Origin of the sequence: Streptomyces sp. NBC_00448, assembly GCF_036014115.1 — a bacterium.
GTDB lineage: Bacteria > Actinomycetota > Actinomycetes > Streptomycetales > Streptomycetaceae > Actinacidiphila.
The window spans coordinates 7218250-7242500 of record NZ_CP107913.1; the positions used below are offsets into that span (position 1 = coordinate 7218250).

A 24251-nucleotide genomic window follows, 5' to 3' on the forward strand; every position below is an offset into this window, starting at 1 on the left:
CCGACGGTGGGGATGGCCGGAACGGATCGGTCGGACGGCGCCGGAGGCGACACGTCGGCGACGGCGGAAAGTCTGGGCGGTGAAGAAGCGTTGCCCTTACGGGTAAGGGCCGTTGAGGGCGGTCGCGTGACCCGCGACCGGTTCCCGGAGCAACCCCCTGGGGGTGGCGGCCGCCGGAAGGAGCTGGCAATGGGCATGGGGATCGAGGGGATCGCGGGGATCGACGCCATGGCGCTGGCGGTGGCGCCGCTGGACAGCGCCGTGGCCGCCGATCCTTCCGTGGCCGGGGCGAAGGCGGCGAACCTCGCGCGGGCTGCCGCCGACCGGGCGCCGGGCGCCCCGGCGCCCCGGCGGGGACGACGCGCTGCGGGCGGCCTGGGAACTGCTGGTGGCGAGCGAGGCGAGCGGGAACAGTACGGGCGGCCCGGGTGACACGGGCGGTGCGCGCCGCACGGGCAGCGCCGGCCGCACAGGCATCGACACGGCGCCCACGGCGGGCTGCGGCGGTCCGGGACCTCACGACCCGGCCGCGCTGGTGGTCCGCTCCTCCTCCGCGCACGAGGACACCGAGGGCTCCTCGATGGCGGGCCGGTTCGACTCGGTGCTCGACGTACGCGGCTGGGAGGCGTTCACGCGGGCGGTCCGGCAGGTGCTGGACTCCGCGCTGCGGGCGGCGCCGGACGGCGGCGCGGGCACGGCCGACCCGCTGCACGGGATGGCGGTGCTGGTGCAGCCGATGCTCAAGGCGGCCGCCGGCGGCGTGATGCTCGGTGCCGACCCGGTGGAGGGCAGGTACGACCACGTCCTGGTCAGCGCGGTCACCGGCGGCCCCGACCGGCTCGTGGACGGCAGCACCCCGGGCGTGCGCTACCAACTCACCCGCCGCGGAAGGCTGTTGCGCACCGAGCCGGCCGCACCGCACGGCACCGGCCCGCTCGGCCGCCGCCGGCTGGCCCATCTCGTCCGGCTGGCCCGCCGTACCGAGAAGGTCTACGGCGGCCCGCAGGACGTCGAGTTCGGCTTCGACGACGGCGGGCGGCTGTGGCTCTTCCCGGCCCGGCCGATCACGGCGATGGCGGCCCGCCCGCCCAGGGGAGCGCGGCTGCTAGGCCCCGGACCGGCCGCCGAGACACTGCCGGGTGTCCTCCCAACCCCTGGAGGAGGACCTGTGGCTGGCCCCGATGAACCAGGGCCTGACCCTCGCCCTGGACATCGCGGGCGCCGCGCCCCGCCGCAAGTTGCGCAGGCTGCCGGTCGCCACCGCCGTGGACGGCCGGGCCGCCGCCGACCTGCGGCTGCTCGGCGCGGTGCCCGCCGCCCACCCGGTGCTGAACTTCGTCAACCCCGCTCCCGGCGCTCGGCGGGCCGCCGCGGCCTGGCGGGTCGGCCGGTTGCGTACGGCGCTGCCGCTGCTCGCCCGCGACCTGATGGCCGACGTCGACCGCCAGTTGCACCACTTCACCGCGCTCCGGCAGATGCTCAGCGGCGAGTTGCTGACCGCGGTCGCCTGGGGCCGTACGGTGCTCGCGTCGCTGCACGCGCAGGAGTCGCCGGCCGGCGCCCTGCTGGACACCGACGCCGGGAGCACCGCCGCGGGCGAGGCGCTCGCCGTGCTCGCCGAGGGCCGTGAGAGCGGCCGCTCCGACCACGAACCGGTCCGCCGGCACCCGGTGTTGCTGACGCTGCTGCCACCCTCGCTCGGCAAGCGCCCCGACCTGCCGGAGCACGTCGGCTGGAACGGCGTGCCGCGAGGCGTCGGTTTCCTGTCCGTACGGGAGGGGCTGCGGCTGCGCATCCGGTGGGTGCAGGAGATGCAGACGTCGATGGTGCGCGAGATCGGCAGCCGGATCGACGCGCACTACGCGCCCGATGAGCGGGGCCGGATCGCCCAACTGCGCTGGCGTGAACTCATGGCCGTGGCCGACGGCGGCGCCCGCCCCACCGGCCTCGCCGAGCGCTCGCCGCGGCCGGAGAGCGCGCCCTTGCCGGCGGCCTTCCGGATCGCCGCCGACGGGAGTCCGCAGGCGGTGCGCATCGGTCGCGGCGGCGGGGGTCGCGGTGCCGACGGCGGCGGTCAGGGCGCGGGCGGCGGCCACGGCACCGGTACGGCGTGGGACGGCGAGGGGCCGCGCCCGCCGCACCCGGTGCTGGTGGTCCGCACGCTCGACCCCGCGCTCGCGCCGCTGCTGCCCGGCCTCACCGGGCTGGTCGCCGAGACCGGCAGCGTGCTGTCCCATCTGGCGGTGCCGGCCCGCGAGTATCACCTGCCGACCGCCGTGGGGGTCTCGCGGGCCGTCGAGCGGCTCACCCCGGGCACGGTCCTCACGGTGGACGGCGGGACCGGTGCGGTGGAGACGGTCGAGGCGCCGTACGCCGGGCAGGCCGCACCCGAACCCGTAGCTGATCCCGCACCCGGAGCCGCGTCCGGGGCCGAATCCGCGGCCGGCCCCGTACCTGAAGCCGTAGCCGTCACCGGACCCCGCTCCGAACCCCTCGCCGTATCCGAGCCGCCGACCGAGCAGCCCGCCGAACCCGTCGCCGTGGCCGCCCGGACCGCCCCACCGCCGGATTCCACCGGGCCCACCGGTCCCGACGGCGATGCGCGGGGCAAGGGAGAGGGAGCGGCGGCATGAAGTACGTCAGCTACCTGTTCGGCGGCCTGTCCACCCTCGCCGCCGCGATCTACCTCGTCGTCTACCTCCACCGGTGGGAGTGGCAGCGCGCCGTGCTCTGCGGGGTGCTGCTGCTGGCCGTGGAGGGCTTCCTGGTGTGCGTGATCCTGCTCGGCCGGATGGGACGGCTGGAGCGCCGGCTGAACGACTCGGACGCCCGCGCCGAGGAGATAAGACGGCGGCTGGAGCACTCCCGCGAGCAGTCCGCCACGCACCCCTTCCGCTGGCTGGGGGCGGACCAGCGGGACGGCGCCGGGCGCGGCGACGGCAGCACGGGGACGTTCGTCTTCGTGCCGATCCTGATGGTGACCGGTGCCGCGCTGTCCGGCGTGGCCTGGGTGATCCAGCGGATCGCGGCGGCCACCGCCCGGCCGGGGGCCGAGCGCCGCCTCGCCGGGCGGCTGGCGCCGCTGGCCGCGCCCGCGGGCGGAGTGCGCGGCGCCGTCCCGCAGTTGGAGGACCAGCCGGCGGTGCCGCCCGCGCGCAGGCTGCGCGTGCTGCTGTCCGTGGTCGGCGCGGTGGCCGCGGTGGCCCTGCTGATCTGGGGCGTCCACGCGCTCGCCGACGCCACCGAGACGCGGGAGGAGGCGCGGCCGAGCGCGGCGGCCACCACCGTCGTCTTCCAGGTCAAGGTGCACGGCAGTTCCGGCGCCGCCGCCCCCGAACTGGCCGCCCGCGACCTGTGGGAGGGCTGCCGGCGCTCCACCTCCGCGCCGAGCCCCGACGCGCGCCTGGGCGTGCTCTCCGACGGCGTCTACGCGGGCGTGATCCGCCCGGCCCTGAGCCCGCGCGACGTGATGCGTCTGCGCGGCTGCCTGACCGACGCGACCGCGAACCGCGCCACCGCGAAGATCCTGGGTGACGGCCAGGCTGCCCTCCCGCACTGACGCCTCCTCACCTGGCCTCACCTGGGCACGGCCCCGCGCCGGTACAGCCCCTCGGCACAGCCCGGCCTGGACACGGCCGCCCCCGGGCCGGCAGCGGGTAGCCTGCTCGTACGGCGTCGCCCCTGGGGAGGGACGGCGGCCACCGTCCCCCGTTTTCCACCCAGGTGGTGAACAGCGCCTTGTCCCAGGCCCCTCCTTCGCCTTCCCCGTCACCTTCCGCCTCGCCGTCGTCGGCGCCCCCGTTTCCGTCGTCGGGCCCACCGCTCGCGGCCGCTCCCACGCTGCCGGTCCCGGGGGTCGCGGCGATCCCGGTCGCCTGGTCCGGGCGAGCGCTGGTCCGCCGCGCCGCCAAGGTGCTGGTCTGCTGCCTGCTCGGCTACGGCGTGCTGTGGGCGGGGGCGGCCGGCGGCATGCTCGCGCTGACCGCGTGGGCCCGCCACGACGCGTCCGGCGGCCGGCACACCCCCGCGGGGATCAACCACTTCCTCAAGGTCGACGGCAAGGTCTACCGCGGGTCCGCGCCCACCGCGGCCGGCTACCGCGAACTCGCCGCCGACGGCATCCGCACCGTGGTGGACCTGCGCGCCGAGGACCTGTCCGCCCGGGAGTCCGCGCTCCCCGCCCGGGCCGACCGCCGTACGGTTGCCGATCCGCGATGGCCAGACTCCCACCGAGCGGCAGGTCGACGACTTCCTGCGGATCGTGAAGCGTCCGACGGACCGGTCTACGTGCACTGCGGCGCGGGTGTCGGCCGGACCGGTGTGATGATCGCCGCCTACCTGGTGTGGACCGGGCAGGCCACCGCGGAGCAGGCCGCGGTGCGGACGGTGGCGGTCGGCCCGCCCTCCATCGAGCAGGTCTACTACGTCCTGCACGCGGGGCGGCACGGCAGCCGGCAGCCGCCCGCCCTGGTCAGCGGGATCAGCCGGCTGCTCGACGCGCCCCGCCGGATCAAGGCGTCGCTGTGAGGCGGCGCCCGGCGGCATGGCAGGCTTGTCCGTAGCGCGGGCGCGTGCCGCGTGGGCCGCGGGCACGCGGTGACGGAAGACAGCGCGAAGAGCAGGGCCAAGACAAGCGCGCGAACCAGCGTGAAGACAGCGAAGACACGGCCGGACAGCAGTCGAACAGCAGAAGCGGAGCGTCAAGGTGCAGCGGTGGCGGGGCTTGGAGGACGTTCCCGGTGACTGGGGCCGCAGCGTCGTCACCATCGGGTCGTACGACGGTGTGCACCGCGGCCACCAGCTCATCATGGGGCGGGCGGTGCAGCGGGCCCGCGAGCTGGGGCTGCCGTCGGTCGTGGTCACCTTCGACCCGCACCCCAGCGAGGTGGTCCGCCCCGGCAGCCACCCGCCACTGCTGTCCGCGCACCACCGCCGGGCCGAACTCGTCGCGGAACTCGGCGTGGACGCGCTGCTGATCCTCCCGTTCACCAGCGAGTTCTCCAAGCTGACGCCGAGCGAGTTCGTCCGCACGGTGCTGGTCGACGGCCTCCACGCCAAACTCGTCGTGGAGGGGCCCAACTTCCGCTTCGGCCACAAGGCCGCAGGCGACGTGGACTTCCTGTCCGCGCTCGGCCTGAAGTACGACTACGACCTCGAAGTGGTGGACCTGTTCGTGCGCGGTACGGCCGGCGGCGGCGAGCCGTTCTCCTCCTCGCTGACCCGGCGGCTGATCGCCGAGGGCGACGTCGCGGGCGCCGCCGAGGTGCTGGGCCGCCCGCACCGGGTGGAGGGCGTGGTGGTGCGCGGCGCCCAGCGCGGCCGCGAACTCGGCTTCCCCACCGCCAACGTGGAGACGCTCCCGCACACCGCGACCCCCGCCGACGGCGTCTACGCGGGCTGGCTGCACGTCGAGGGCGAGCCGATGCCCGCCGCGATCTCGGTCGGCACCAACCCCACCTTCGACGGCACCGCCCGCACCGTGGAGGCGTACGCCATCGACCGGGTCGGGCTCGACCTCTACGGCCTGCACGTCGCCGTCGACTTCCTCGCCTACCTGCGCGGCATGGAGAAGTTCGACACCGTCGAAGCGCTGCTGGAACGCATGGCCGACGACGTCAAGCGCGCCCGCGAACTGGTCGAAGCGGCGGAACCGCCCCGCGCCTGAGGGCGCCGCGCCCGGCAACCGGTGGGGGCACGGCAGGCGTTGACGCTCCTGCCGGCTGTCAGTGGTCGCTGCGAGACTTCGGGTATGACCGCGAAGGACTACACGCAGCTCGCCCGGCACATCCAGCTCGCGTCGGCGTCGGAGCGCACCGGCCGCCCCGAGCTGCCCCGGACGGATGGCGAGCGCGCGACGCTGACCGCCTTCCTGGACTGGCACCGGGAGACCTTCGCGCTGAAGTGCGCCGGCGTCGCCGCGGACCGGATGTCCGAGAAGGCGGTCCCGCCGTCGGGGCTGAGCCTGCACGGCCTGGTCCGGCACCTCGCCGGGGTCGAGCGCTGGTGGTTCCGGCAGCACTTCGCCGGTGAGGACCTGCCGACGCTGCACTACTCCGACGACGCGCCCGACCAGGACTTCGAGTGGCTCGACGGCGACGTGGCCGAGGCGCTCGCGCTCTGGCGCGGCGAGTGCGAGCACGCCCGCCGGATCGTGGCCGCCGCGCCCTCGCTCGACGCGACCTGCCGTTCCCTGGTGACGGGCGAGGAGATGTCGCTGCGCTTCATCCTGGTCGACCTCATCGCCGAATACGCCCGGCACAACGGCCACGCGGACCTGCTGCGCGAGCGGATAGACGGTGCGACGGGCTTCTGACCGGGGGGGCCGGGCCCGAGGGCGGGGGGCCGGACGCCGGGGCCACGGGCCGGGGGAAGAGCCGGGGCCGGGGAGCGGTCAGGCCGGGCGGACGAGGCGGGCCTCGTAGGCGTAGACCACGGCCTGCACGCGGTCGCGCAGTTCGAGTTTGACCAGGATGCGGCTCAGGTGGGTCTTCACCGTGGCCTCCGCCAGGTGCAGGGTGCCCGCGATCTCCGTGTTGGACAGGCCGCGGCCGACCTCGACCAGGACCTCGCGCTCGCGGGCGGTCAGCCGTGCCAGCCGGTCGTCGCCCGACGGGTGGCCGGTGCGGTCGTCCGCCGACGGGAGCTGGTGGGCGAAGCGCTCCAGCAGCCGCCGGGTGATCCGCGGCGCCACCACCGCGTCGCCCGCGGCCACCGCGCGGATCGCGGCCAGCAGTTCCTCGGGCAGCGCGTTCTTCAGCAGGAAGCCCGAGGCGCCCGCCTTGAGCCCGGCGAAGGCATACGCGTCCAGGTCGAAGGTGGTGAGGATCAGCACTCGTGACCGCGGGCAGCTCTCCACGATCCGCGTCGTCGCCTCGATGCCGTCCATGCCCGGCATCCGCACGTCCATCAGCACCACGTCCGGCCGCAGCGCCCGTACCTGGCGTACCGCCTGCGTGCCGTCCCCCGCCTCGCCGACCGGCGTCATGTCCGGCTGGGCGTCGAGCACCATCGTGAACGCCATCCGCAGCAGCGGCTCGTCGTCCACGAGCAGCACCCGGATCGGCGCCGACGCCGTACCAGTGTCGTCCCTGCTGCTGCCGTTGCCGCTGCTGTTGTCCGGGTGGCCCGTGCCCACGCCGGTGCCACCCACGCCGGTGCCGCCTGCGCCGCCTGTTGCGCCCGGCCCGTTCACAGCGCCTCGGGCGTGGCCAGCGCGAGCACCGTCGCGACCTGCCAGCCGCCGCCGGGGCGCGGGCCCGCGGTCAGCTGCCCGCCGTAGGCCGCGGCCCGCTCGCGCATGCCGGCCAGGCCGTGCCCGGCGGCCCGGGCGGTGGTGGACGGCGATTCCGGCTGGGGCGCCCGGCCCGGCCGGTCAGGTCCGTACGGTTCGTGTGGCCCATACGGTTCGTGCGGGTCGGAAGAGCCGGGCGGTGGTGCGGGAGGCGTCGCGCCCGCGCCGTCGTCCATGACGCTGACCGCCAGCGCGTCGGGCTCGCAGGACAGCCGCACCTCCGCCCGGGCACCCGCGGGCGCGTGCTTCAGGGTGTTCGTCAACGCCTCCTGCACCAGCCGGAAGGCGGTCAGCTGCGCCGCGGCCGGCACCACGGCGGGCTCGCCCGCGACCTCCAGCCGGGTCGGCAGCCCCGCCGCCCGCACCTGCTCGGCGAGCGCGTCGAGTTGGGCGATCCCGGGCATCGGGTGCCGCAGCGCGTCCGGCTCGTCGGCCCGCAGCACTCCCAGGAAGCGGCGCATGTCGGTCATCGCCTGCCGGCCGGTCGACGACGTCTGCCGCATCGCCGCCGCGGCCCGGTCCGGTGACCGCTCCATGGCGAACGCGGCGCCGTCCGCGAGGGCCACCATCACCGACAGGTTGTGCGTCACGATGTCGTGCATCTCCCTGGCGATCCTGGCGCGTTCGCCGGCCACCGCGAGCTGGGCGCGCTGGTCCCGCTCCCGTTCCAGCCGCACCGCGCGATCCTCGAGGAACTCCATGTGCTGCCGCCGGGAGCGCATGTTGGTGCCGATCACCGCGGCCGCGACGGACATCGCCGACAGCGAGACGAAGCTCGCCACCGCGCGGTCGTGCATCGACCACCGCACGGTGGCCAGCACGATGCCCGACTCCAGGACCGCGAACGCGGCCAGCAGGCGGGCCAGGCCGCTGACCTGGGCGGCCACCGTGTAGAGCGCGACCAGCAGTACCCCGTCCGCCGGTGTCTTCACGCCGGCCAGCCACTGCGCGAACGCCACCCCAGCCACCACGCCGAACACGACCATCGGTGTCCGCCGCCGCCACGCCAGCGGTACGACCAGTCCGCTCTGCACGAGCAGCGTCGGAATCGGGGCGTGGCGCAGCACGCCGTGCTGGAGCGCGGTGAAGAACAGGAACATCCCGAGCGCGAACAGCGCGTCCACCGGCAGGTGTTCGGCCGGCCTCCGCCGCCTCGCCGGACCCCACCCGAACCGGTCCGCGACGGCCCGCACCGCACCGGACATGCGTCCCGCACCGGACACGCGTCCCGCACCCGACACGCGTCCCGCACCCGACGAGCGTTCGGCACCCGTCAGCCGCTTCGCACCGCGCAGCCGTCCCCGGCCGGGCGGGCGGATCATCGGGACCGATTCGGTCGGCAGGCTCATCGGGCACTCCGGGGACGGGATTTCCGGGGGAGGAACTGCGGCGGAGCGGGCACGGAAGAGTCCGGGCCTACGCGTCGCGGCGCTTCAGCAGGACCGCCGCACCGGCCAGCGCGGCGGCGGCGTACGCACAGAAGACCACGAAACCCGGCCACGGGGCGAGCGTGTGACTTTCCTGATGGATGGCGAACACCGACTGCCCGGCCGTACTGGGCAACCACTGGCTGACATGGTCGCTCCACGAGGTCGGCAGCGCCTCGGCGAGCACCGGGAGGATCATCAGCACCCCGAAGAGCGTGGCGATGCCGCCTGCCGTGTTGCGGATCAGCGCGCCGATCGCCACCCCGAGCAGCCCGACGACCGTCAGGTACAGGGCCGTGCCCAGCACCGCCCGCGGTACGCCCGGATCGGTGAGCGACACCCCGACGTGCCGGGAGGTCAGCAGGGACTGGCCGGCGAGGAACGCCACCAGCGCGGCCACCGTCATGAGCGCCCACACCACCGCCGCGAACACCGCCGCCTTCGCCCACAGCACCGGCAGCCGGCGCGGCACCGCCGACAGCGACGAGCGGATCATCCCGGTCGAGTACTCGCCGCTGACGGTGAGCACACCGAGCACGCCGACCGCGAGCTGCGCGAGGAAGAAGCCGCGCAGGCTGGTCGCCACCGGGTCGAACGTGGCCCGCTCGTGCGGCGCCAGGTGCGGCCAGCGGCTCGCGGTGATCGCCGTGAAGAGCATCCCGAAGCCGATCAGCGCCACCATCGCGCCGATCAGCGTCCAGAACGTGGACCGCAGCGTCCGGAGTTTGATCCACTCCGAGTACAGCACCCGTGCCTGCGTGACGCCGGTGCCGCCGCCGGACCGGTCGGGTCCGAGGGCCGCGCCCTCGCCGCTCCCGCCCCGGCCCGCCGGGGCCGCGATCGTGCCCGTACCCGTACTCATGCCGGCTGCCTCTCGGTCTCGTGCCGCGGAGTCTGGTACTCCACGGCGTCCTTCGTCAGCTCCATGAACGCGTCCTCCAACGAGGCCTGCTGCGGGGTGAGTTCGGCCAGCGCGATGCCCGCGTCGGCCGCGATCCGGCCAATCCGGTCGCTGGTCAGCCCGGACACCTCCAGCACCTGCCGGGTGTCGGAGGCCACCGACACGCCCGGTCCGCCCAGCAGGCCGCGCAGCCGCTCGGCCTCGTCGGACCGGACCCGTACCGAACCGCCGCCCGCGCCCGCGACGAACTCCGTCACCGAGGTGTCCGCGATGAGGCGGCCGCGGCCGATGACGATGAGGTGCTCCGCGGTGAGCGCCATCTCGGACATCAGGTGGGAGGAGAGCAGGACGGTACGGCCCTCGGCGGCGAGGTTCTTCAGGAGGGTGCGAATCCACAGCACGCCCTCGGGGTCGAGCCCGTTGACGGGTTCGTCCAGCACGAGCGTGGCCGGGTCGCCGAGCAACGCGCTGGCGATGCCGAGGCGTTGGCCCATGCCCAGGGAGAAGCTGCCGACGCGCTTGCGGGCCACCGCGCTCAGACCGACGGTGTCGAGCACCTCGTCCACCCGGCTGCGGGGGATGCCGGTGGTCACGGCGAGAGCGAGCAGGTGGTGGTAGGCGCTGCGGCCGGTGTGGATGGCGCGGGCCTCCAGCATCGCGCCCACCTCGCGCAGCGGCGCCGGATGGTCGGCGTACGCCTTGCCGTTGACGGTCACCCGGCCCGAGGTCGGCGAGTCCAGCCCGAGGATCATCCGCATCGTGGTGGACTTCCCCGCGCCGTTCGGGCCGAGGAAGCCGGTCACCGCGCCCGGCCGCACGGTGAAACTCAGATCGGCGACGGCGACACGCTCGCCGTACCGCTTGGACAGGGCATGGGCTTCGATCATCGGAAGCTTCCTCGGACGATGGGCCGCCGTGCGGCGGTTGGGCGCCCGCTGATGCGAGCTGTTTCCATCGTCGTTTCCCGCGGTCCGCCGGGCGACGGCCCACGGGCGGACCTTCGGACGGCCGTGTGCGCCTGCGGGCGGACGGCGCGTACGACCCGTGTCGTACGCCGACCGGGGGCCCGCCCTGACGTCCCGGGGCGTCCCGGGCGCGGGCGGTCAGTGCTGTTGCGGCGGCGCCGGGTATCCGTACTGCGGCGGCTGTCCGGGCTGAGCCGGTTGCCCCGGTTGCCCGTCCTGGCCCGGCTGCGGCCAGCCCTGCTGGGGCTGCGGCGCCTGGGGCTGGGAGGACTCCGGCTGGAACCCCGGCTGGCCCGGCCCCTGCTGCGCCGGCGGGTAGGGCTGCGGGGGGCCCTGTGGCGCCGCGCCGTACTGGCCCGGCGGGACCTGGCCGGGCGGCATCGGCTGGGCGGCGCCGTAAGGACCCGGCTGCCCCGGTTGCCCGTACGGACCGGTGGGCTGACCGGACTGACCGGGCTGTCCTGGCTGCCCCGGGGCCGGGTACGGCTGCGCGCCGCCGTCCTGCGGGCCGCCGTACGGTCCCGGCGGCGGGTACTGCTGCGGCCCGGGTTGGCCTGGTTGCTGGCCCTGGTAGCCGGGCTGCCCCGGCATCGGCGGCGCCTGCACCGGCGGCGGGTTGCTGCCGTCCTGTGTCCACAGGCCCTGTGCCTGCTGTGCCCGTACGAAGTCCTCGGCGACCATGGCGGAGAGGTTGAAGTACGCCTCGCGGGTCTTGGGTCGCATCATGTCGAGGTCGACCTCGGCGCCGGCTGCCAGGTGTTCGTCGAAGGGGACGACCTGGACTCCGCGGCAGCGGGTCTGGAAGTGCGCCACGATGTCGTCGACCTTGATCATCTTGCCGGTTTCGCGGACGCCGGAGATGACGGTGATGCTGCGGGCGACGAGTTCGGCGTAGCCGTGGGCGGACAGCCAGTCGAGGGTGGTGCTGGCGCTGGAGGCGCCGTCCACGGACGGTGTCGAGACGATGATCAGCTGGTCGGCCAGGTCGAGGACGCCGCGCATGGCGCTGTAGAGCAGGCCGGTGCCGGAGTCGGTGAGGATGACCGGGTACTGGCGGCCCAGGACGTCGATGGCGCGGCGGTAGTCCTCGTCGTTGAACGCCGTGGAGACTGCCGGGTCCACGTCGTTGGCGATGATCTCCAGACCGGAGGGGGCCTGCGAGGTGAAGCGGCGGATGTCCATGTAGCTGTTGAGGTACGGGATGGCCTGGACCAGGTCGCGGATGGTCGCGCCGGTCTCCCGGCGTACCCGGCGGCCGAGCGTGCCCGCGTCCGGGTTGGCGTCGATCGCCAGGATCTTGTCCTGCCGTTCGCTGGCGAGGGTGGAGCCGAGCGCGGTGGTGGTCGTGGTCTTGCCGACCCCGCCCTTCAAGCTGATGACCGCGATCCGGTAGCAGGACAGCACCGGCGTACGGATCAGCTCCAGCTTCCGCTTCCGCTCCGCCTCCTCCTTCTTGCCGCCGAGCTTGAACCGGGACGGCTGCGCGTTGGCACCGGGCTTCTTCGGCCTCGGCTGGTTGCGCAGCAGCCGGTCCGAACTGAGCTCGACGGCCGCGGTGTAGCCGAGCGGTGCGCCGCCCTGCGTGGTGCGCTGGCGCTGGTCGGGCGTCACGGTCGGCCAGCCGCCGGCCCGCGGGTCGACGGGCGCGGCCGGCGCCGCCGGAGCGGCCTCCGGCATGGCGGGTTGGCCCGGTTGACCGGGTTGGCCCGGCTGCCCGGGGCCGCCCTGCTGCGGGAAGCCGTACGCGCCGTGCTGGGGGAGCGGCTGGAGCGAGCCCGCCTCCGGCTGCGGCTGTCCGGGCTGCCGCGGGAAGCCGTAGCCGCCGTCCGGCCCGGGCTGCTGTCCGACCTCGGCGGCCGGCGGAAACTGCGGCTGCCCGAACTGCGGTTGCTGGGGCTGGGGTTGCTGCGGTACGGCGGCGGGCGGCGCGGACTGCTGCGGGGGCAGCCCGCTCGGCACCGGCGCCGGGGCGTGCGGCTGCGGGTTCTCCGCGGCCGGCAGCGCGGGGGCGTGCGGCTGGCCCGGCTGCGGCGCCGGCGAGTACTGCTGGGGGAAGCCGTATCCGGCGGGTCCGGGTTGCTGGGGGGCGGGTTGGGGGTGCTGCGGTGCCGCGGGTGCCGCGGGTGCGGTTGGGGGTTGCGGCTGCGCGTACCCGGTCGGCCCGACGGGCGGTGCCTCGGCGGGGGAGTACTGCTGGGGGAAGCTGTATCCGGCGGGTCCGGGTTGCTGGGGGGCGGGTTGGGGGTGCTGCGGTGCGGCGGATGCCGCGGGCGCGGCCGGGGCCTGCGGCTGCGCGTACCCGGTCGGCGCCGGAAGTCCGTAGCTGGACTGGGGTACTTGGGGGGCGGGCTGCGGACTCTGCGCCGCGGCAGGTGCGGCAGGTGCGGCAGGTGCGGCAGGTGCGGCGGGAGCAACGGGCGGTTGCGGCTGGGCGTACCCCGTCGGACCGGGTGACTGCTCGGCGGGCGCGGCCACTTGCGGTGCCTCGGGTGCGCTCGGGCGCGGCGGGAAGCCGTAGCCGCCCGGGCCCTGCGGCGGCTCGTTCGGCTGCGCGGCCGGCGGCGGGAAGCCGTAGCCCTCCGGGAGCACCGGCTCGCCGACCGGCGGCGGGAAGTTCAGGGGAGCAGCAGCGGCCGGTGCGGCGGGTGCCGGTTCCTCGGCGCGCTGGAACTGCGGGGGCAACGGCGGCACCGGGCCGCGGGGGGCGTCAGGCGTCCACGGCTTCGGGTCGGCGGTAGGCGGCACGGGCAGCGGGGTCCACACCGGGGCGCGCTTCTGCGGCGGCGCGTCCTCCACCGGGGGCGCCGCGGGTGCTGAGGGCGCCTCGGGCGCCTGCTGGGCGGCCGGCTTCGCGTCCTCGGGCTCGGGGGTCGCCGGCTTGGCGTCCTCCGGTTCCGGCGCGGGCCTGCTCGCCTTTGCCATCATCGCGTCCGCCCGCTCCTCGATCTCCCGCCGCATCGCCGCTGCGCTGAAGCGGAGCGTCGAGTCGGCCGGCCGCGGGCGCTCCGGTTCGGCACCATGCGGCGGCTCGTCGGCCCCGGTGTCCGTCGTCGGCCCGGGCGCCGAAGTGGGCGCCTCCGAGGGCGCGTCGGCGGCGTCGGTACGGGCCCACACCGGCTTCGCGTCCTCCGGCTCCGGCGCTTCGGCCGCCACCGGTCCGGGCTCGGGGGCGGCGGTGGGTGGCGGAATGGACGGCACAGCCGACGCGGACCACGAGGGCCTCGCGTCCTGCGGCTCCGGCGCGGGCTCCTCCGCCCGCTCGGGCTCGGCGGCCGCCGGACGCGAGATCGACGGCACCGAACTCGCCGACCACGAAGGCTTGTCCGCGGCCGGCTCCGACCGCGCACCCGTGTCCGTACCCCTGTTCACGTCGGCGCCCGCATCCGCGCCCTCGCCCAGCAGCGTGCCCGAACCCACCCGTGCGCCCGATCCAGAACCGGAACCCGAGCCGGAACCCAGACCCGGCACCGGCGGCAGCGAAGCAGCAGACCACGACGACGCGTCGCTCGACGCCGCTCCCGCGTCGGACGCGGGCCGCGGCTCCCAGACCGGTCCGCGCGGCGCCGCGCCGTCAGCGTCGCCCGCGTGGTCCGCCGTGCCCGTGGCGGCGGGCGCGTCCTGCTCCTGCTCCTGCTCGTGCGCGTCCCGGTCCGCGTCGGCGTCCGCCGCGTCGTCGGCGCCGCTGTCGCTGCCGCTCTGCATGTACCAGGCCGGAGGGGTGAAATCGAAGCGGTACTCCCCGGTGATGTCCGAGACTTCACCCCCGGAGGGGCCCTCGACAGGGGCGGCCCCGCCCACGCGGTTGTCGTCCCGATCGCTGCTCACAATGCCTCCAGGTCTGCGTCGGGGAGTCACACGTCACCGTCTCCCCACCCCGTGCGCCGCCGGACGCCTCTGCGCCCCACGGCCCCGCCACTCTGACGGACAGCCTAATAGCCGGTCGACGTACGCCGTCAGGCCGTTCGGACACCCTTTCCGCTCCTTCCCGCCCGAACCGCCCCGGACACGTGGCGGCCCGGACCACTGCGCGTAACGCCCCCGCACCACCGCGGTCCGCCGCCCGCGCCCCCAACCGCCCCGCGGACGGACCCCGTTGCGCCGTACCCAGCGCCGCGTGCCTCCGCCCGCCGGGCCTTGCCGGCATCCGGGCGGCGACGCGCGTATACGATCGTCGTCATGCGCCCCGGGCGGATCATCCTTCTCAACGGCACGTCCAGTTCGGGCAAATCGAGCATCGCCCGCGAACTGCTGGCCATCCTCGACGGCGACCCCTACTTCCACTTCCCGCTCGACGGGATCAACGCCATGCGTGCGGCCAAGGAGATCGCGCCCGACGGGCTCGACGCCGTACTCACCCGGACCCGGATGGGATTCCACCGCGCCGTGGCCGGCATGGCCGCCGGAGGCAACGACCTCGTCGTCGACCACGTGCTGAGCGAGCCGTGGCGGCTGGACGACTGCCTGACCGTCCTCACCGACGTCGAGGTCTTCCTGATCGGCGTGCACTGCCCGCTGCCCGAGCTGAAGCGCCGCGAGGAGTCCCGCTCCGACCGCCCGCCGGGCCTGGCCGCCTACCAGTACACCCGGGTGCACGCGCACGGCCTGTACGACTTCGAGTGCGACACCGGCACCGCGTCGCCGCGCGAGTGCGCGGAACTCGTCAAGGAGTACGTCGAGTCACGCGTCGCCTGCGGCCGGCCGCCGACCGCGTTCCGGCGGCTGCGCGCGGCCCGCGCGGCACGTGCGGCCAGGTCGCTCGTGTGACCCACCACCCGGTCCTCGCGTGACCCACCCGGCCGGTGCCGGGCCCGCCGGGCAGGCTGCCGGCGGCGTCTCCCCGCCGAGGTGACCCGCGGGTAAGGGGGTCGACGCACCCTGGTACCCTGGGTGACGGTCACGTGTGTGCACGCACCACGTGACAGCGCCTCGCGAGTCATGTGAGATTCCCCCGCGATGTAGACCGGGGGCGCTCGGAGGCCGTAGACACCATGAGGAGTCCGTATGTCGCTCGACGTCGAGACGAAGAAGCAGATCATCGCCGAGTTCGGCACCAAGGAGGGCGACACCGGCTCCCCCGAGGTCCAGGTCGCGCTGCTGTCACGCCGGATCTCGGACCTGACCGAGCACCTCAAGACCCACAAGCACGACCACCACTCGCGTCGTGGTCTGCTGATCCTGGTCGGCCAGCGCCGCCGTCTGCTGCAGTACCTGGCCAAGAAGGACATCACGCGCTTCCGTGAGCTCCGCGAGCGCCTCGGCATCCGTGCCGGTGCGGCCGGCGTCCGCTAGGAAGCCGTACAGGGAGCGGTCCCCGTCCAACGGGACCGCTCCCTTTTCCGTACAGCGGTTCCGAGCAACCGTTCGACGGTTCTTCGACGGTTCCGGGGCACCCGCCCGCGGGCCGCGCACATGACGTGCGCGATCCGGCCCGCGTCTGGTGCAATGGGGCTGTTGACAACGAATGAGGAGGAGCGTCCTCCTATCCGCCGCATACGCCGGTCCTCGGTAGTGGCCCCCGGGTGGCAGCCGCCACCGGAGGCTTCGATCGAAGACCGGCCCCGGCTGGACGACGCACCTCCACCGAAGGCCCGGCAGGGACACGCCCTGCGGGCAAAGACGAGGAGAATTCCCATAGTGGAGAACGAGACCCACTACGCCGAAGCCGTGATCGACAACGGTACCTTCGGCACCCGCACCATCCGCTTCGAGACGGGCCGGCTGGCCCGCCAGGCTGCCGGCTCCGCCGTGGCCTACCTGGACGACGACACCATGGTGCTGTCGGCGACCAGCGCCTCGAAGCAGCCCAAGGAGCACTTCGACTTCTTCCCCCTCACGGTGGACGTCGAGGAGCGCATGTACGCGGCCGGCCGCATCCCCGGCTCCTTCTTCCGCCGCGAGGGCCGCCCCTCCGAGGACGCCATCCTCACCTGCCGCCTGATCGACCGCCCGCTGCGCCCGTCCTTCGTCAAGGGCCTGCGCAACGAGATCCAGGTCGTCTGCACGATCATGGCGCTCAACCCCGACCACCTCTACGACGTGGTCGCCATCAACGCCGCCTCCTGCTCCACGCAGCTGGCCGGCCTGCCGTTCTCCGGCCCCATCGGCGGTGTCCGGGTCGCGCTGATCAAGAACCAGTGGGTGGCGTTCCCGGCCCACAGCGAGCTCGAAGAGGCCGTCTTCGACATGGTCGTCGCCGGCCGCGTGCTCGACGACGGCGACGTCGCGATCATGATGGTCGAGGCCGAGGCCACCGCGCACACCATCAAGCTGGTCGAGGGCGGTGTCGAGGCGCCGACCGAGGAGGTCGTCGCCGCCGGTCTGGAAGCCGCCAAGCCCTTCATCAAGGTGCTGTGCAAGGCGCAGTCCGAGCTGGCCGCCAAGGCCGCCAAGCCCACCGGCGAGTTCCCGATCTTCCTGGACTACCAGGACGACGTGTTCGAGGCCCTGGAGTCCGCGGTCACCGGTGAGCTGGCGCAGGCGCTGACCATCCCCGGCAAGCAGGCCCGCGAGGCCGAGCTGGACCGGGTCAAGGGCCTGGCCGCCGAGAAGCTGCTGCCGCAGTTCGAGGGCCGCGAGAAGGAGATCTCCGCGGCCTACCGCGCGCTGACCAAGAAGCTGGTGCGCCAGCGCGTCATCCGCGACAAGGTCCGCATCGACGGCCGCGGTGTCACCGACATCCGTACCCTGGCCGCCGAGGTCGAGGCCATCCCGCGCGTGCACGGCTCGGCGCTGTTCGAGCGCGGTGAGACCCAGATCCTGGGCGTCACCACCCTCAACATGCTCCGCATGGAGCAGCAGCTCGACACGCTCGCGCCCGAGACCCGCAAGCGCTACATGCACAACTACAACTTCCCGCCGTACTCCGTCGGCGAGACCGGCCGCGTCGGCTCCCCCAAGCGCCGCGAGATCGGCCACGGCGCGCTCGCCGAGCGCGCCCTGATCCCGGTCCTGCCCACCCGCGAGGAGTTCCCCTACGCGATCCGGCAGGTCTCCGAGGCGCTGGGCTCCAACGGGTCCACCTCGATGGGCTCGGTGTGCGCCTCCACCATGTCGCTGCTGAACGCCGGTGTGCCGCTCAAGGCCCCCGTCGCCGGTATCGCCATGGGCCTGATCTCCCAGGAGATCGAGGGCGAGACGCACTACGTCGCGCTGACCGACATCCTCGGTGCCGAGGACGCCTTCGGCGACATGGACTTCAAGGTCGCCGGCACCAAGAAGTTCGTCACCGCCCTCCAGCTCGACACGAAGCTCGACGGCATCCCGGCGTCGGTGCTGGCCGCGGCCCTCAAGCAGGCCCGCGACGCCCGCCTGCACATCCTCGACGTCATGAACGAGGCCATCGACGTCCCGGACGAGATGTCCCCCAACGCCCCGCGGATCATCAGCATCAAGATCCCGGTGGACAAGATCGGCGAGGTCATCGGCCCCAAGGGCAAGATGATCAACCAGATCCAGGAGGACACCGGCGCCGACATCTCCATCGAGGACGACGGCACCGTCCTGATCGGCGCCACCGAGGGCTCCCAGGCCGAGGCAGCCCGCGCGACGATCAACCAGATCGCCAACCCGACCATGCCCGAGGTCGGCGAGCGGTACCTGGGCACCGTCGTGAAGACCACCACCTTCGGTGCCTTCGTCTCGCTGATGCCCGGCAAGGACGGACTGCTGCACATCTCGCAGATCCGCAAGCTCGCCGGCGGCAAGCGCGTCGAGAACGTCGAGGACGTCCTCGGCGTCGGCGCCAAGGTCCAGGTCGAGATCGCCGAGATCGACCAGCGCGGCAAGCTCTCCTTGATCCCGGTCATCGAGGGTGAAGAGGGCGACGACGAGAAGAAGGACGAGTCGGCCAAGTGACGACCCGCTCCACCGCAGTGACGGCCCGCCCCTCCACCAAGGGGCGGGCCGTCCGCACGCGGACCCTGCTGCCCGGCACCGACGGAACCGGCACGGTACGCCGTTCCGTGCTGCCCGGCGGCCTGCGCGTCGTCACCGAGACGCTGCCCACCGTGCGCTCGGCGACCTTCGGCATCTGGGCCGGCGTCGGCTCCCGCGACGAGACCCCCGTGCTGGGCGGCGCCACCCACTACCTGGAACACCTGCTCTTCAAGGGCACCGAGCGGCGCAGCGCCCTCGACATCTCCGCGGCGATCGACGCCGTAGGCGGCGAGATGAACGCCTTCACCGCCAAGGAGTACACCTGCTACTACGCCAGGGTGCTCGACACCGACCTGCCGCTCGCCATCGACGTGGTCAGCGACATGCTCACCGGGTCCCTGATCCGCCAGGAGGACATCGACGCGGAACGCGGCGTCGTCCTGGAAGAGATCGCCATGACCGAGGACGACCCCGGCGACCAGGTGCACGACCTGTTCACCACCGCGCTGCTCGGCGACTCCCCGCTCGGCCGCCCCGTCCTCGGCACCGTCGAGACCGTCAACGGCCTCACCCGCGACCAGGTCGCCCGCTTCTACCGCAAGCACTACGACCCCACCCGGCTCGTCGTCGCCGCCGCGGGCAACATCGACCACGCCACCGTCGTCCGCCAGGTCCGCCGCGCCTTCGAACGCGCCGGCGCCCTGACCGACGCCGACGCCGTACCCAGGCCGCCGCGAACCGGCAGCCGTACGATCCGCGGCGGCGGACGCGTCGAGATCCTCGACCGGCGCACCGAGCAGGCCCATGTCGTCCTCGGCATGCCCGGCCTGTCCCGCACCGACGAGCGCCGCTGGGCGCTCGGCGTCCTCAACACCGCGCTCGGCGGCGGCATGAGCTCGCGGCTCTTCCAGGAGGTCCGCGAGAAGCGCGGCCTGGCGTACTCCGTGTACTCCTACACCTCCTCCTACGCCGACTGCGGCATGTTCGGCGTCTACGCGGGCTGCCAGCCGCGCCGCCTGCCCGACGTGCTCAAGATCTGCCGCGACGAACTGCACCACGTCGCCGAGCACGGCCTGAGCGACGAGGAACTGCGCCGCGCCATCGGCCAGCTCTCCGGCTCCACGGTGCTGGGGCTGGAGGACACCGGCGCCCTGATGAACCGGATCGGCAAGAGCGAGCTGTGCTGGGGCGAGCAGCTGTCCGTGGACGACCTGCTGGCCCGGATCGCCGCGGTGACCCCGGGCGAGGTGCGCGAGGTGGCCCGCGATGTACTGGGACAGCGTCCCTCGCTGGCGGTCATAGGGCCGGTGAAGGAGAAGCAGGCCGCGCGACTGCACGAAGCGATCGCGTAACCCGTCACCCCCGCCTGTCACCCCGCCCGTCGGCCGCCACCCGGCACGTACAGGCACCGTGTAACAACCGCACACCCTGCTGCGTGACCCTTACACCCGGAGGACTCCCCAACGATGAGCAAGCTGCGAGTGGCCGTCATCGGTGCGAAGGGCCGGATCGGTTCCGAGGCGGCCCGCTCCGTCGAGGCCGCCGACGACCTCGACCTGGTCGCCACGATCGGCCGCGGCGACCCGCTGGAGGCGCTGACCGACGCGGGCGCCCAGGTCGCCGTCGAACTCACCCACCCCGACTCCGTCCTGGGCAACCTGGAGTTCTGTGTCGGCCACGGCATCCACACCGTGGTCGGCACCACCGGATGGACACCCGAGCGGCTGGCCACCCTCCGCGGCTGGCTCGACGCCGCCCCCGGCACCGGCGCCCTGATCGCCCCCAACTTCTCCATCGGCGCCGTCCTCACCATGCGGTTCGCCCAGCAGGCGGCCCCCTGGTTCGAGTCCGTCGAGGTCATCGAGCTGCACCACGACAACAAGGCCGACGCGCCCAGCGGCACCGCCACCCGCACCGCCCAGCTCATCGCCGCCGCGCGCACCGAAGCCGGCCTCCCACCGCAGCACGACCCCACCACCCACGGCCTCGACGGCGCCCGCGGCGCCGACGTCGACGGCGTCCCGGTGCACTCGGTACGGCTGCGCGGCCTCCTCGCCCACCAGGAAGTCCTCCTCGGCGGCGCCGGCGAGACCCTCACCATCCGCCACGACTCGCTGCACCACAGCAGCTTCATGCCCGGCATCCTGCTCGCGGTCCGCACGGTACCGGGCGTGCCCGGCCTCACCTTCGGCCTGGAGCACTTCCTGGCCGACGGGCCCGCCGCGGCGGACGGCTCCCCGGCCACCGGGCACCAGGGAGCCTGAACCGATGCGCGCCAAGCTCAGCTACACCGTCTCCGCGGTCGTCCTCGTCTTCTACTTCGTGCTCGTCGGCGACCGCGGGGTGCTGCTGATCGCCGACGGCCGGCCGGTCACCGTCGCCTTCGGCATCGCGGTCCTGGTCCTTCCGCTGATCGGCGCCTGGTTCCTGTGGCACACCACCCAGTTCGCCCGACACGCCGGACGGCTCGGCCGCGAACTCGAAGCCGAGGGCGGCCTGCCCGTCGACGAACTGGCCCGCACCCCCAGCGGCCGTATCGACCGCGCCTCCGCCGACGCGGTCTTCGCCAAACGCCAGGCCGAGACCGAGGCCGCCCCCGACGACTGGCGCAACTGGTTCCGCCTCGCGGTCGCCTACTTCGACGCCCGCGACACCCCTCGTGCCCGCAAGGCGATGCAGCGTGCCATTCGGCTCCACGACGCCGAGGCAACCGCCGCCACCCGCACACCTGGCGCGTCCCCGGCCGCCGGCCGGACCGGCGACCGCACCCCCAACGGCGCGTAACCGTACGACGAGGGCCTCAGGAGTCCGGCGCCGCACCCGCTGAAAGGTGAGCGGGGATCGGGAACGCATCGGCGCCGGCGGGACGGCTCGACCGGGGGAGCGGCTAGCGCAGCTCCAGGGACCAGCCCTCGATCGCGTCCGCCGCGACGTCGAACGCCTCGGACCGCCCGAGGAAATCCGCGTTGTGATCGGTCATCAGGGGCCGCAGCGTCGACCCGCGCCGGCCGATCAGCAGCGCCTGCCCCTGCACGCTGCGCGGCAGCCCCAGCACCCGCACCGGCTGCTGCGCCGTACGCACCGACGTCACCTGCTGCCAGGGCACCGTGACCGTGCCGAAGTACCCGACCTGCCGCAGGCCCTTCCCGCTCAGCCACACCCCCATCCGCAGCAGCCGCAGCGTGGCCGCGATCACCAGCGCCGCGATCAGCACCAGCACACCACCGCCCTGCACACTCTTCGCCGCGACCATGATCAGGGCGGCGAACAGCAGATACGCGGCGAGCATCAGCGCCAGCGCGGCGATCGCGACCCGCCAGGGTCCGGGGCGGTACGGGCGCATCCAGCGGTCCCGGACGTCGTGCGGCAGCGGACGGCCGGTCGCGTACTCGTCGTCGACGGTGGCTACGGAGCGGAAGGGCAAGGACACGCGGAGAATCCTCTTCGGCTTCTGTCAGGTGCGGGGGCTCTGACCGGTGAGGTTATCCGTCCCGGTCACCGTGGCCAAGCTCCGGGGCGGGCCCGGTGCCTGCGACCGCCGGTCGGACCCACCCCATAAGCTGAGCGGCGCACAACAGACAACAGGAAGGACCCGCCGGTGTCCACCGACCCGCCCTCCACCGAGGCCGCCCCCGCCCGCTTCCGCGACGACGTCACCGTCGACCTCGTCAAGCACAGCGCGTCCGACTCCGACGTCCTGTGGGCGGCCCGCGTCTCCACGGCGGGCGAGCAGTCCCTCGAAGAGTTGGCCAAGGACCCCGACCGCTCCAAGGGCCTGATCAACTACCTCATCCGGGACCGCCACGGCAGCCCCTTCGAGCACAACTCGATGACCTTCTTCATCAGCGCCCCGATCTTCGTCTTCCGCGAATTCATGCGCCACAGGGCCGGATGGTCTTACAACGAGGAATCCGGCAGGTATCGCGAGCTTCAGCCGGTGTTCTACCTGCCGGGGGCGGATCGGAAGCTGGTGCAGCAGGGGCGGCCGGGCAAGTACGAGTTCGTCCAGGGGCGCGAGGAGCAGCGGACGGCGGCACTCGCCGTGATGGCAGAGTCGTACCAGCAGGCGTACGCGGCGTATCAGGAGCTGCTGGCGGCCGGTGTGGCTCGGGAAGTGGCGAGGTCGACGCTGCCGGTGGGGCTGTTCTCGTCGATGTACGCGACGTGCAACGCGCGGTCGCTGATGCATTTCCTCGGGTTGCGCACCCAGCACGAACTCGCCCGGGTCCCGTCGTTCCCGCAGCGGGAGATCGAGATGGTCGGCGAGCTGATGGAGGCGGAGTGGGCGAAGCTGATGCCGCTCACCCACGCCGCGTTCAACGCGAACGGCCGAATCGCCCCGTAGAAAATGTCCGAAGTGTTCGGATTGCAGGCATTCGCGAAGTTCATCTAGGCTGCGGAAACGGACTCCGGTGCTGCTTGAACCCCCGAGCAGGCAGCGCTGGAGTCCTCACCGTGGGTCCCGCCGCCCGCACCCGCAGGTACCGTGGCTGCACAGCCGCACACACACCCAGTAACGTGGGATGCATGGCTCCGACTTCCACCCCTGACGCCCCCTTCGGGCGGGTGCTGACCGCGATGGTCACGCCGTTCACCGCCGACGGCGCGCTCGACGTCGACGGCGCACAGCGGCTCGCCGCCCACCTCGTGGACCAGGGCAACGACGGACTCGTCGTCAACGGCACCACGGGCGAGTCGCCCACCACCAGCGACGACGAGAAGGACCGGCTGGTCCGAGCCGTACTCGAAGCGGTGGGTGACCGCGCACACGTCATCGCCGGCGTCGGCACCAACGACACCGCGCACAGCGTCACCCTCGCCCGCCAGGCCGAGCAGGCCGGTGCCCACGGCCTGCTCACCGTCACGCCGTACTACAGCAAGCCCCCGCAGGAGGGCCTGTACCGGCACTTCACCGCCATCGCCGACGCCACCGGCCTGCCGGTCATGCTCTACGACATCCCCGGCCGCAGCGGCGTCCCCATCGACACCGAGACCCTGGTGCGGCTCGGCGACCACCCCCGGATCGTCGCGAACAAGGACGCCAAGGGTGACCTCGCCGCCGCGAGCTGGGCGATCGCCCGCAGCGACCTCGCCTGGTACTCCGGCGACGACATGCTCAACCTGCCACTGCTGTCGATCGGCGCGGTCGGTTTCGTCTCCGTCGTCGGCCACCTGGTCTCCACCGAGCTGCGCGCCCTGCTGGAGGCGTACACCAGCGGCGACGTCGCCAAGGCCACCGAGATCCACCAGTGCCTGCTGCCCGTCTACACCGGCATGTTCCGCGCCCAGGGCGTCATCACCACGAAGACCGCCCTCGCGCTGCGCGGGCTGCCCGCAGGCCCGCTCCGGCTCCCCCTGGTCGCCCTCGGCGACCAGGAGACCGAGCAGCTCAGGAAGGATCTCGCCGCCGGCGGGGTACACCTCTGAGCACGCCCGGAGCACACAGGACTTCACAACTGAATACAGCAGCACTTCGCGAAATCCGCCGGACACTGACACGAGCGGATCATGCGCGGACCACGAAAACGTCGGAAAAGAAATCCGAACGCGGCACCACCATTCGAACATCGGAACAGCGTCGCGCCGGCCACGGCCCCCACGAGGGGCCCTCTGGCATGCGCGGTAAGGAGAAACCCTTTGAGTCATCCGCACCCTGAACTCGGTCCCCCGCCGGCACTCGCCGAGGGCGGTCTGCGCATCACACCGCTCGGCGGCCTGGGTGAGATCGGCCGCAACATGACCGTCTTCGAATACGCCGGCCGGCTGCTGATCGTCGACTGCGGTGTCCTCTT

21 protein-coding genes and 1 pseudogene (1 of these 22 running past the window's edge) are annotated in these 24251 nt (G+C 73.5%); 16 read left to right on the plus strand and 6 right to left on the minus strand.

Translation table 11 applies throughout. The features are described from left to right. Positions 1-189: 189 nt before the first annotated feature. The 7 genes and pseudogenes from OG370_RS31215 (at position 190) to OG370_RS31245 (ending at position 6313) form a co-directional block, all read left to right on the plus strand. Positions 190-432 (plus strand): hypothetical protein, encoded by a 243-nt coding sequence (locus tag OG370_RS31215; protein WP_328470126.1) that lies wholly within the window; start codon positions 190-192, stop codon positions 430-432. A 148-nt stretch (positions 433-580) separates the two neighbouring features. Next, positions 581-817: pseudogene (locus OG370_RS31220) on the plus strand (PEP/pyruvate-binding domain-containing protein); the annotation flags it as partial. 322 nt (positions 818-1139) lie between these two features. Then, entirely contained in the window at positions 1140-2633 is a 1494-nt protein-coding gene (locus tag OG370_RS31225; protein WP_328470128.1) for a PEP-utilizing enzyme, read from the plus strand. Further along, on the plus strand, positions 2630-3559 hold the full coding sequence (locus OG370_RS31230; protein WP_328470130.1) for a hypothetical protein: 930 nt from the start codon (positions 2630-2632) through the stop codon (positions 3557-3559). Before OG370_RS31225 ends, OG370_RS31230 begins: the two co-directional genes overlap by 4 nt. Positions 3560-3726: 167 nt before the next feature. Next, entirely contained in the window at positions 3727-4527 is an 801-nt protein-coding gene (locus tag OG370_RS31235) for a protein-tyrosine phosphatase family protein (RefSeq protein ID WP_328470132.1), read from the plus strand. 178 nt (positions 4528-4705) lie between these two features. Further along, positions 4706-5665 carry a bifunctional riboflavin kinase/FAD synthetase gene (locus tag OG370_RS31240; protein ID WP_328470134.1) on the plus strand — a complete coding sequence of 320 codons (960 nt, stop codon included), beginning with the start codon at positions 4706-4708 and terminating at the stop codon, positions 5663-5665. 84 nt (positions 5666-5749) lie between these two features. Next, complete coding sequence (locus OG370_RS31245; protein ID WP_328470136.1) at positions 5750-6313, plus strand: DinB family protein; 564 nt, start codon at positions 5750-5752, stop codon at positions 6311-6313. Between the two features lie 78 nt (positions 6314-6391). On the opposite strand, the gene OG370_RS31250 is transcribed toward OG370_RS31245, so the two are convergent. The 5 genes from OG370_RS31250 to OG370_RS31270 all read right to left on the minus strand — a co-directional run bounded on the left by OG370_RS31250 (position 6392) and on the right by OG370_RS31270 (position 14409). Beyond that, entirely contained in the window at positions 6392-7060 is a 669-nt protein-coding gene (locus OG370_RS31250; protein WP_328474603.1) for a response regulator transcription factor, read from the minus strand. 128 nt (positions 7061-7188) lie between these two features. Beyond that, positions 7189-8640, minus strand: a complete 1452-nt coding sequence (locus tag OG370_RS31255) for a sensor histidine kinase (protein ID WP_328470138.1) — start codon at positions 8638-8640, stop codon at positions 7189-7191. A 67-nt stretch (positions 8641-8707) separates the two neighbouring features. Continuing rightward, positions 8708-9580: an ABC transporter permease gene (locus tag OG370_RS31260; protein WP_328470140.1), complete on the minus strand. Its 873-nt coding sequence runs from the start codon at positions 9578-9580 to the stop codon at positions 8708-8710. Beyond that, on the minus strand, positions 9577-10506 hold the full coding sequence (locus OG370_RS31265) for an ABC transporter ATP-binding protein (RefSeq protein WP_328470142.1): 930 nt from the start codon (positions 10504-10506) through the stop codon (positions 9577-9579). Before OG370_RS31265 ends, OG370_RS31260 begins: the two co-directional genes overlap by 4 nt. Before the next feature lie 216 nt (positions 10507-10722). Beyond that, the gene (locus tag OG370_RS31270) at positions 10723-14409 is read right to left on the minus strand and encodes an SCO5717 family growth-regulating ATPase (RefSeq protein WP_328470144.1); all 3687 of its coding nucleotides are present in this window, start codon (positions 14407-14409) and stop codon (positions 10723-10725) included. 351 nt (positions 14410-14760) lie between these two features. On the opposite strand from OG370_RS31270, the gene OG370_RS31275 reads away from it, so the two are divergent. From OG370_RS31275 to OG370_RS31300, 6 genes are all read left to right on the plus strand, one after another. Then, positions 14761-15348, plus strand: a complete 588-nt coding sequence (locus tag OG370_RS31275) for a chloramphenicol phosphotransferase CPT family protein (RefSeq protein ID WP_328470146.1) — start codon at positions 14761-14763, stop codon at positions 15346-15348. Positions 15349-15585: 237 nt separating this feature from the next. Then, entirely contained in the window at positions 15586-15873 is a 288-nt protein-coding gene (gene rpsO / locus OG370_RS31280) for a 30S ribosomal protein S15 (RefSeq protein ID WP_033173003.1), read from the plus strand. Between the two features lie 345 nt (positions 15874-16218). Continuing rightward, positions 16219-18438, plus strand: coding sequence for a polyribonucleotide nucleotidyltransferase (locus tag OG370_RS31285; RefSeq protein ID WP_328470148.1), 2220 nt, complete (start codon positions 16219-16221; stop codon positions 18436-18438). Beyond that, positions 18435-19811, plus strand: coding sequence for a M16 family metallopeptidase (locus tag OG370_RS31290; RefSeq protein WP_328470150.1), 1377 nt, complete (start codon positions 18435-18437; stop codon positions 19809-19811). The genes OG370_RS31285 and OG370_RS31290 overlap by 4 nt, the downstream gene beginning before the upstream one ends. Positions 19812-19925: 114 nt before the next feature. Next, on the plus strand, positions 19926-20723 hold the full coding sequence (gene dapB, locus OG370_RS31295) for a 4-hydroxy-tetrahydrodipicolinate reductase (protein ID WP_328470152.1): 798 nt from the start codon (positions 19926-19928) through the stop codon (positions 20721-20723). A 4-nt stretch (positions 20724-20727) separates the two neighbouring features. Beyond that, on the plus strand, positions 20728-21243 hold the full coding sequence (locus OG370_RS31300; RefSeq protein ID WP_328470154.1) for a hypothetical protein: 516 nt from the start codon (positions 20728-20730) through the stop codon (positions 21241-21243). Positions 21244-21346: 103 nt separating this feature from the next. On the opposite strand, the gene OG370_RS31305 is transcribed toward OG370_RS31300, so the two are convergent. Beyond that, positions 21347-21889 (minus strand): hypothetical protein, encoded by a 543-nt coding sequence (locus OG370_RS31305; RefSeq protein ID WP_328470156.1) that lies wholly within the window; start codon positions 21887-21889, stop codon positions 21347-21349. Positions 21890-22057: 168 nt separating this feature from the next. Between OG370_RS31305 and thyX the strand changes: the two genes are divergently transcribed. The 3 genes from thyX to OG370_RS31320 all read left to right on the plus strand — a co-directional run. Next, positions 22058-22804, plus strand: a complete 747-nt coding sequence (gene thyX, locus OG370_RS31310; RefSeq protein WP_328470158.1) for an FAD-dependent thymidylate synthase — start codon at positions 22058-22060, stop codon at positions 22802-22804. Between the two features lie 182 nt (positions 22805-22986). Further along, on the plus strand, positions 22987-23886 hold the full coding sequence (gene dapA / locus OG370_RS31315) for a 4-hydroxy-tetrahydrodipicolinate synthase (RefSeq protein ID WP_328470160.1): 900 nt from the start codon (positions 22987-22989) through the stop codon (positions 23884-23886). Positions 23887-24096: 210 nt separating this feature from the next. After that, positions 24097-24251: the 5' end (the start) of a ribonuclease J gene (locus OG370_RS31320; protein WP_328470162.1), read on the plus strand. 1531 nt of this gene lie beyond the right edge of the window; only the first 155 of its 1686 coding nucleotides appear in the window; the start codon lies at positions 24097-24099; its stop codon lies off the right edge, out of view.